The organism is Streptomyces sp. NPDC059455 (assembly GCF_042750115.1).
In the GTDB taxonomy this organism is placed as follows: Bacteria; Actinomycetota; Actinomycetes; order Streptomycetales; family Streptomycetaceae; genus Streptomyces; species Streptomyces endocoffeicus.
The window spans coordinates 1-8,127 of record NZ_JBHYVB010000336.1; the positions used below are offsets into that span (position 1 = coordinate 1).

General features: G+C 68.8%; 9 protein-coding genes. 6 read left to right on the plus strand and 3 right to left on the minus strand.

The genetic code is table 11. The features are described from left to right. Window positions 1-111: 111 nt before the first annotated feature. Together ACFXB5_RS51260 and ACFXB5_RS51265 are read right to left on the minus strand one after the other, a co-directional pair. Entirely contained in the window at window positions 112-504 is a 393-nt protein-coding gene (locus tag ACFXB5_RS51260; protein WP_385222396.1) for a type II toxin-antitoxin system death-on-curing family toxin, read from the minus strand. Continuing rightward, complete coding sequence (locus ACFXB5_RS51265; protein WP_385222399.1) at window positions 501-806, minus strand: hypothetical protein; 306 nt, start codon at window positions 804-806, stop codon at window positions 501-503. The genes ACFXB5_RS51260 and ACFXB5_RS51265 overlap by 4 nt, the downstream gene beginning before the upstream one ends. Before the next feature lie 438 nt (window positions 807-1,244). Here ACFXB5_RS51265 and ACFXB5_RS51270 point away from each other — a divergent pair, with 438 nt between their 5' ends. After that, window positions 1,245-1,469, plus strand: a complete 225-nt coding sequence (locus ACFXB5_RS51270) for a hypothetical protein (RefSeq protein WP_385222401.1) — start codon at window positions 1,245-1,247, stop codon at window positions 1,467-1,469. A 153-nt stretch (window positions 1,470-1,622) separates the two neighbouring features. Continuing rightward, window positions 1,623-3,329: an IS1182 family transposase gene (locus tag ACFXB5_RS51275; RefSeq protein WP_385222404.1), complete on the plus strand. Its 1,707-nt coding sequence runs from the start codon at window positions 1,623-1,625 to the stop codon at window positions 3,327-3,329. On the opposite strand, the gene ACFXB5_RS51280 is transcribed toward ACFXB5_RS51275, so the two are convergent. Continuing rightward, window positions 3,211-4,815, minus strand: a complete 1,605-nt coding sequence (locus tag ACFXB5_RS51280; RefSeq protein WP_385222406.1) for a tyrosine-type recombinase/integrase — start codon at window positions 4,813-4,815, stop codon at window positions 3,211-3,213. The two genes, ACFXB5_RS51275 and ACFXB5_RS51280, sit on opposite strands and share 119 nt — an antisense overlap. A gap of 954 nt (window positions 4,816-5,769) precedes the next feature. Between ACFXB5_RS51280 and ACFXB5_RS51285 the strand changes: the two genes are divergently transcribed. The 4 genes from ACFXB5_RS51285 (at window position 5,770) to ACFXB5_RS51300 (ending at window position 7,919) form a co-directional block, all read left to right on the plus strand. Beyond that, window positions 5,770-6,585: an SAM-dependent methyltransferase gene (locus ACFXB5_RS51285; protein WP_385222409.1), complete on the plus strand. Its 816-nt coding sequence runs from the start codon at window positions 5,770-5,772 to the stop codon at window positions 6,583-6,585. A 155-nt stretch (window positions 6,586-6,740) separates the two neighbouring features. Then, window positions 6,741-6,890, plus strand: a complete 150-nt coding sequence (locus tag ACFXB5_RS51290; RefSeq protein WP_385222412.1) for a hypothetical protein — start codon at window positions 6,741-6,743, stop codon at window positions 6,888-6,890. Continuing rightward, window positions 6,887-7,084, plus strand: a complete 198-nt coding sequence (locus ACFXB5_RS51295; protein WP_385222415.1) for a hypothetical protein — start codon at window positions 6,887-6,889, stop codon at window positions 7,082-7,084. Before ACFXB5_RS51290 ends, ACFXB5_RS51295 begins: the two co-directional genes overlap by 4 nt. 364 nt (window positions 7,085-7,448) lie before the next feature. Then, window positions 7,449-7,919, plus strand: a complete 471-nt coding sequence (locus ACFXB5_RS51300) for a hypothetical protein (RefSeq protein WP_385222418.1) — start codon at window positions 7,449-7,451, stop codon at window positions 7,917-7,919. Window positions 7,920-8,127: the final 208 nt, after the last annotated feature.

Sequence of the window (8,127 nt, forward strand, 5' to 3'; positions counted from 1 at the left end):
ACGAAAGGGCACACACTTCCTGGCCTTCCTCGGCCTCGCAGCCGCCCTGACCTGCTACAAAAAGCTCGCGAAACTCACCACGTGAGACAAGCTCTAAGAGGGAGGCCCTTTTCAGGTGGTGGTCCAGTCCCGAAGCTGGCGGGCGATCCGGGCGATGCCCAGGGAGCCTGCTGAGGCGTCGCGGACGAGAGCGACCGCGTCTTTCGGGGCGTAGTTGAGGCGGTGTCCGTTCAGGGCGAGAAAGGCTTCGGCGCTGTGCCATGCGAAGGCCTCGTTCGAGTGCTCCAGACACGGGAGTTTCACCAGGGTCTGAAGCAGCGCGGCTGCCTTGAGGTGAGGGGAGCTGTAGATGTCACGATCCATGGCCCGGGCATACATGCGTTCGACGGCGGCGTAGAGCGGTCCGAGGTCGTCGACCTGTGGGTCGCCGGGGAGTCGCTCGGCGGCATGCAGCAGGAAGGGGACGTCGAGGCGGGGCGGCTGGTGAGGGTCGGGCTGGCTCACGCGGCGTGGCCCTGCCCGTGGTTTTCAAGGCCGCGGCGTGCTTCCTGCTCGGCGGCGCGCTGTTCGGAGTTGGGATCGACGCCGCTGGGCTCGGCGGCGAAGGCCTCGTGGCTGCGGGCTACCGAAGCCTCGAAGTGCTCCAGGAATGTCGCCTCGACGGCCGTGGCACGCTCGAAAGCTGCCGACAGGATGTAGTCCTGCATGCTGACGCCGGCGTTCTTGGCCGCGGCGGCGATCGCAGCGCGCTGCTGTGGGTCAGGGAAGCGCAGGCTCATCGCCTTGGGCTCTTTGGACTCGCTCATGATACCGACGGTATCAGAGATACCAGATGATCACTGCTTCCTGGCCCCACAATGGGACCGAAGACGGCTGACCCGCGCCCGGTCGGCAGCTCGATGCGCTCTCCGCGCGAGCGGAGGTGAGCCGACCGCCAGCCCGACCGAGTGAGCCGGGCAAGCCGCAGCACGCCGGGGCGACCTTGAGCAGCTCTCCTGGTCGGCTGCGAGAAGCTCCCAGGCATCACCCTGGCGCAGCAGGGCTCATCATCGTCACGGACCAGGCGGCGGTGCCGTATCAGGATCCCGTGGGTCTACTCGAGCTTGACGTCGATGACCAGGCCGGCGCCGTATCCTCCCGCCAAACCCGTTTTCGCTCATGCGTTCGGCCGCGCGGCGAGCGCGCACGCATCGCCTCCTACACTTCTGGCACGCGCGCGGAGGGGGAGACCAGTGGCTGTGCGGATGACCGAGGAGTTCGCCTCGGCGATGGTGACGGTGATTCCGATCGTCCTGGTGGCCGCCTCACTGGAAATGACGGCGCTGACAAAGAACGGCCGGGACAACGGAGGACGGCGCCGCGAGGCCGTTCTTGCTGCGATCCGGTCCGGGACTCCAGAACCCGCCGGTGTGAGCAGGCAGAGGAAGGCCGCAAGCGTGTTCGTGCTTCCGGCTGGTACTGGTCAGTGATTCTGCACGTGGTTGCCGAGGTGTTGCTGATCAGGTGGCTGGCTGACTCTAAGCTTGACTCTGTCGGGGATCTTGGAGTTTCCCGGTGCGACAGCATGATCAACGGGCATGCTCGGGTGGTTCTGCCGATCGATGCAGCTGTCGAGGTGCCCGTTGTCCCTCCGCCCCCGTTCCGGTGAGCATGTCCCGCCTCTGACAGCGCAGGTCGCGCGGGCGAGCAACCCGGGTGGCACGACGGCGATATGGGTACGGGACCGCCTCGATGGGCTGTGGTGCGACGAAGATTTCGCCGACTGGTACCCGCGGGACGGGCGTCCGGGTCTCTCGCCTGCTCAGCTGGCCACCGTCTGTGTGCTGCAGTTCCTGCTCGGCCTGTCGGACCGGCAGGCCGCCGAAGCGGTCCGCTGCCGCATCGACTTCACGTACGCCATGGCCATGGAGCTGGACGATCCCGGTTTCCACCACAGCGTGCTGGCCGACTTCCGCGACCGGCTCGCCGAAGACGGCCGTGCCGACCGGCTCCTCGACCTCGCGCTGGCCCGTCTCAAGGAGGCCGGCCTGGTGCGCGAACGCACCACGCAGCGCACCGACTCCACCCATGTCCTGGCCGCGGTGCGTGACCTGACCCGCCTGGAGCTGATCACCGAAGCGGTCCGTGCTGCATTCGAAGAAGTCGCCGGCACGTCCCCTCACCCGCTCGACGGGCTGGTCGATGAGGACTGGGGGCTCCGCTACGGCCGACCGGTCCGGCTGGGCAAGAACCCCACCAAGCCCAAGACCAGGATCCTCGCCACCGGAAACGATGCCGTCCGGCTCCTGGAACACCTCGACCGGCACGGAGCCGACCGCACCTGCGGTCCTCGTGTCCATGCCCTGCGCCAGATCATGGTGCAGAACTACCACTATGACGCCGCAGGACACCTGCGCTGGCGCACCGCCGAGAAGGAAGGCGGCCCCGGCCTGCCGCCCTCGTCCCGGGCGATCGTCTCTCCCTACGACACCTCGGCCCGCTACGCACGGCACGGCCACATCATCAGCTGGAAGGGATTCGCCGCTCACCGGACCGAGACCTGCGGTCCCGACGGACCCAACGTGATCACGGACGTGGCGACCACCGCGGCCACCACCCACGACAGTCAGGTCCTGCCCGGCATCCACACACCCCTGGCGCGTCGCGGACTGCTGCCCGCCGAGCACCTGGTCGATGCCGGCTACACCTCCCTGCCCCACCTGGACCAAGCCGCCCGTGAACACCAGGTCACCGTCTCCGGGCCGCTGCGGAGCAACCCCACCCGTCAGCACCGCCAGAACGAGGGCTTCGCCCGGGACGACTTCTCCATCGACTACGACCGCCGGCAGGTCACCCGCCCCCAGGGACAAGTCAGCCAGGGCTGGCATGGCCCCTACCCGACCTCCTCGCCCACCGCGGCCCCGCTGATCGTGGCCCGGTTCACCAAGAGCCAGTGCCGCCCCTGCCCCGTCCGATCCCGCTGCACATCTACCGTCGACAGCGCCCGCACCGTGGGTTTTCCCCCACGCGAACTCCGCGACCTGCGACTCCGCGTCCGCACCGAGCAGCAGACGCCCCAGTGGAAGGCCCGTTACGCGATCCGCTCCGGAGTGGAGGGCACGGTCAACGAGTTCGCCCACGGACACGGCATGCGCCGCTACCGCTACCGAGGACAGGGAAAGGCACACGTCCAGCACGTTCTGACGGCCATCGCCGTCAACATCGAACGCCTCAGCGGACTTCCACCCACCGAGGAAGCCCCCATGCCCCGCCGACCAACCGCCTTCCAGAACTACCTCGACCGGCGCGAGATCCCCCGGCCGAGGTCGTGGCGAAGCCTGGGAAGCTGACCTCGACGACTCCAAGATCCCCGACAGAGTCAAGCTCAGGCGTCGTCCCAAGGCGTTTCAGGGCGGGCAGCGCAACGGCCAGGATAGAACGGGGCTGCGCGCTCACCTTCGCTCCGTGGGCCTCGGTGAAGGCCTCCAAGCTTGGCGAATGACGAGCCCGCAGCTGATCACACAGCGGCCGCAGGTAGTAGTCGCGCGTCCGCACCTCCTTCGCGGTGCGGACCCGGAGGGTGTAGAGGAGTTCGGCGACGACGCGCAGCGGCAGCCCGCGCAGGCTGACCTCACGGTCCGCGACGATCGCGCGCGCCGTTCTGCGCCACGCCTCCTCGTCTCCGCCGAACGTCCCGCTGCGGACCAGCCTCGCGAGCAAGTGCACATGCGGAGCGCAATACGGATGTTTCCGGCCCGAGCGGCGACGGTGGCAGGCCGCCACCTGGCGCATGCCGAAGCCGTCCAGCGGCCTCACCGCCGGATGCGCCAAGAACTCCTCCAGCGAGACCCGAAGAGCCCTCGTCTGCTGGTCGTAGTGGGTCGCGCAGAGCGCAACGCGTGTCCCTTTCGCCGGACGAGCGCACCCCGTCACCGCGCAGGAGAGTTCACCGACCCCCACGGCCCTCCCGGACCGCGTCGCCGTCGCCAGGAAGTCTTCGAGAGCCTGGCCTGACTGGGAGTGCCGACGCAAGCAGCCGTCACACAGCGGTCCGTTGCGTGACGATCCCCTATGGCACCCCTTGACCTGGCAGTCCGGCATCCCTAGCATCGGGTGGCTCTTGGGGTAGAACACGACCCTCAGGTCCCAGTCCCACCGCAGCAACGCCAAGAACTCCGGGTCCAGAGCGGCGGTGATCTGCTGTGTGCAGGCGTCCGTCGGCTCGTGCACCGCGGACAGACCGAGGAGACCGCGCGGGGAGGGCACCCGCTCCACGGCCTCGCGCAGCCGGGCCCTGTCCGGGAACAGATACGGCCGGGCCGACTCCGGATGGCTCTGCCCCAGCAGAGCCTGCACCTCGTCGAGCGAGTCACCGGCGTCCGCGACGTTGCTGCCGAACGCGCGGCGGGCCATGTGCGGCCCCACCTTCCGCGCCAGCTGCGCGCGCTTGGCCAGCCGCTCGAAGAGTTCGTTGAGCGCGTCCGGCGGCATCGGTGCCCCCAGCGGCTCGCGGAAGAGGTTGACCAGCAGGAAGTCGCTGCCGCCCGCCCCGAGGATCTCGTGACGCTCGTCGAAGTACTGGTCGAAGGCCTGAACGACGAGGAAGTCGAGGGGCTGGACCCACTCCTTCTTCGACTTCGACCAGGCGCGGTTGGCGTTGTCCCGGCGTCTCACATGCACGTGGGGGCCCTTGTAGTGGCAGCCGAGGGCGCACGAGTCGGGCAGCAGGTGGCAGTCACTCCTGCGCAGGCCGGCGACCTGGCCGCGGCGCAGCCCGACCCGCCCGTGTAGCAGCACGATCAGGCGATCGCGTGCGCTGCGGCACCGGAGGAACATAGCGACCATCTCCTCGTCGGAGGCGCGACGGCCGTGGCGGGCAGCGCCCGCACCGCGTGGAGCAGGGCATCGCGGTACCGGGACAACACATCTTGCCGGGTGGCGCAGCCCTGGGCGATCGGGCATGCTGGTCCGCTCTGGACCAGCCGGTGTCCAGCAGACAGGGGGACTGATACGCCATGGAGACAGCACCGCAGCCGGACACTCCGCTCTACAGCCTCCTGGTACAGGAGCGCGGTGATGTACCGGCCCAGGCCCGAGCCACCGCCGAACAGACGTTGCGGGAACTGCAGCGGCTCGTACCCCCTTCTCCTCCCTCGGCCCTTGGGCCCCACCCGTACGATCCCGACCGGCCGCCAACGTAGTCGGCCTTCCGGTCGGCCAGCTCGCACCCACGACCGCCCACCTCGCCATGCATGCGGGCGACACCTGAGACTGGCTGAGGAACCGCGGGGGCGCGCCCGAAGAAGTCTCAAGGCCGCCAACATCACTGCGCCGAGACCCACGTACACGCGCCATCGGTCAAGTGGCGGTTCTCGCGCGAGGTCCTCACCATGGCCGGTGCCGCGCAGCCCCGGGGCGGTCCCGCGCAACGTGCGACGGGGCGCGGGACCGCCCATCCCGCCTCCTGTCAGGACGGGCACCGCGACCGTAAGGGTCCATACCGCGCTGTCGCACGCTCAACCCTCCGGACGGGTGATCACCGCGGGCGTGCGCGTCGAGCTGGCCGTCCCGGACGGCTCGTTGCTGCGTTCTCCAAGGTCGTCCCGCCGCGTCGCCACTTGGCCGCTGACAGTACCGGGCACTCAGCGATTTGCTCCGGTTCATCCGGTCCCCGGGCACCCCGCCGACGAGCTGAGTCCTTCGCCTTGGTCAATTGCCGCCCGGCGGAGGGCCGGTGACTCTACGTTGTGCCCCAAGGCCAACAACGTTACGCAATCAGGAGGTTGCCCGGTGACCGAGCACTCGTCCGCCCCCGCCACGGACCCGTTAGCGATGATCGACACGACGGTGCCGCATTCCGCCCGGATCTGGAACTACTGGCTGGGCGGGAAGGACAATTACCCCATCGACCACGTGGCAGGCGAAGCCTTCCGCGAGGTCTTCCCCGGCATCACCGATCTCGCCCGCGACTCGCGCGCCTTCCTCAGCCGGGCCGTCCGGTATCTGGCGGGCGAGGAAGGGATCCGGCAGTTCCTCGACATCGGCACCGGCCTGCCGACGGCCGACAACACCCACCAGATCGCCCAGCGGGTGGCCCCCGAGGCACGCATTGTCTACGTCGACAACGACCCCCTGGTGCTGGCCCACGCCCGCGCCCTGCTGACCAGCACCCCGGAGGGCGCCACCGACTACATCGACGCCGATCTGCACGACCCCGACACCATCCTGCGTGAAGCCGCCAAGACCCTGGACCTCAGCCGGCCGGTCGCCCTGACCCTGATGCAGGTCTCGGGACACATATCCGACTACGACGAGGCCCGTACGATCGTGAGCACGATACTACGGGCGCTGCCGCCCGGCAGCTATCTGGCATTCAACGACAGTGTGGACACCAACAAAGCCAACGCCGAGGCCACTCGCCGCTACAACAACAGCGGTGCCGTCCCCTACTACCTGCGCAGTCCGGAGCAGCTGGCCGCCTTCTTCGAGGGCCTGGAACTGCTGAAGCCCGGTGTCGTACCACTGGCCGAGTGGCGGCCCGAACCGGGCGCGCGCGCCGCCTCCGGAGAGGTCATCGCCATCGGAGGCGTCGGGCGCAAGGCGTAGGCCCACGCGTCGGCGGAGCAGGCTGCGACTTCTCACCTGGCTGCGTTGCGGTTTCTCATTCCGCGTCAGGGGTTCTCTCACCTCACATCATGCGATTTACGCCCTGACCAGCCACGTTCGAGGACAGGCCAGTGAGAACCGGATGTGACGCTGAAGTGAGAGATCGCAGCCTGCGCGCCATCGCGGCCCGAGCGGGCCTCCAGCCCGAGCAGGTCCTCGCTCAACTCGCCGAGAACGTCCGGACGGACGAAGACGGCCTCGTGGTGGTCGCCCCGTTCACCCCACACCCCGTGGAGGAGTCATGACCGGATTCGCGGCCGTCGTGGCTGTTGTGGCGTTGCTGACCGGCTATGGGGCAGGACGGGTGCGCCCATGGCGGCGGCTCGGTGACTGGGCGCAGGACCAGGTGCGTTTCGCCGGGTCGTGGGCCCGGGGCAGGACCATCCGCCAGGCCGTCCTCGTCCTGGCCCACGTCGTCACCGCACCGCGAGCCAGCTGACAACTCGCCCATCGACCAGCCCCCGAGCCGGTCACCACTCCCGAGCGCGACCCGCACTGGGGCACCAGCCAGCCCCCGAATAGCAAGGGAGGAGCAGCATGAGCACCGAGCAGCACGACGCCTACGGGGAAGAGCTGCCCCGTATCAGCCGGCACCAGAGCGATGCGGTGACCGCACGTATCAGCGTGTTCGAGGCGCCGGCCCTGGTCGGGGTCTGCCCCCGAGCAGGCGGACGAGCTCGTGGCGCAGCGGGAGGCCGGGGCGGTGGCCGGTGCCCACACCTGGATCTCCGAGAGCAGCCCCCCGAGGCTGCTATGTCGTGTCAAGCCGCTTGAGAGCGATGTTCCACGATCGGATGGCTCCTGTGTTCGAGAATCTTGAAGAGCTGTCGGACTCGCTTCTGCGGTGGCTGGCGATCTCCGGGCCCGGCTACCTGCCCCGGCAGCTCGACAAGGCCATCTCGACCATCCGAACCATGACCGTGGTGGGCCGGGCCCTGCTGCCGGAGTCCATGCGCGCCTACTGGGGGCTGGCCACCGACTTTCTCAGCGATTCCAGCAGCCGGCTAACACAGCTGAAGACCGGGCTCGCCCAGCACGAACTCACCCGGGAAGCGGCCCTGATCCTCCAGGACGCCGCCCACACCGGGATCGAACAGTTCCTCGGCACCCTCCACCAAGCCACCCAGCTCCCCCACGACCCGCAGGCCGGCCGCGTCACCGAACGGCTGATCAGCACCGGCGAGATGCTGCTGACCCTCCTCGGGTGGGCCCGTCAAAGCGTCGAACAGCTCTTCGCTGACACCGACCACACCCACCACTGCCCCACGCGGTGAAACCAGGGCGCCAGCCGAAACAGCTGGCGCCCGGCGGGGCCTCTCATTCCCCGGAAAGCGTCCAGCGGCGCATCCGTATCCGGAAGTTGGATCTTTGCAGGGACTACGGCCTTGCTGACCTGCGACGGCTCAGGGTCAGGGGGCCGGACGTCCTGGCGTTGACCGTCCGCCCCCTATGAGGTCTTGCTTCGCGTCCGCCGGCGCCGGC

Bases quoted from the DNA above. Each gene is read 5' to 3' on its own strand.
- ACFXB5_RS51265 (WP_385222399.1), bottom strand. From the start codon at position 806: ATGAGCGAGTCCAAAGAGCCCAAGGCGATGAGCCTGCGCTTCCCTGAC.
- ACFXB5_RS51270 (WP_385222401.1), top strand. From the start codon at position 1,245: ATGACCGAGGAGTTCGCCTCGGCGATGGTGACGGTGATTCCGATCGTC.
- ACFXB5_RS51280 (WP_385222406.1), bottom strand. From the start codon at position 4,815: ATGTTCCTCCGGTGCCGCAGCGCACGCGATCGCCTGATCGTGCTGCTA.
- ACFXB5_RS51295 (WP_385222415.1), top strand. From the start codon at position 6,887: ATGACCGGATTCGCGGCCGTCGTGGCTGTTGTGGCGTTGCTGACCGGC.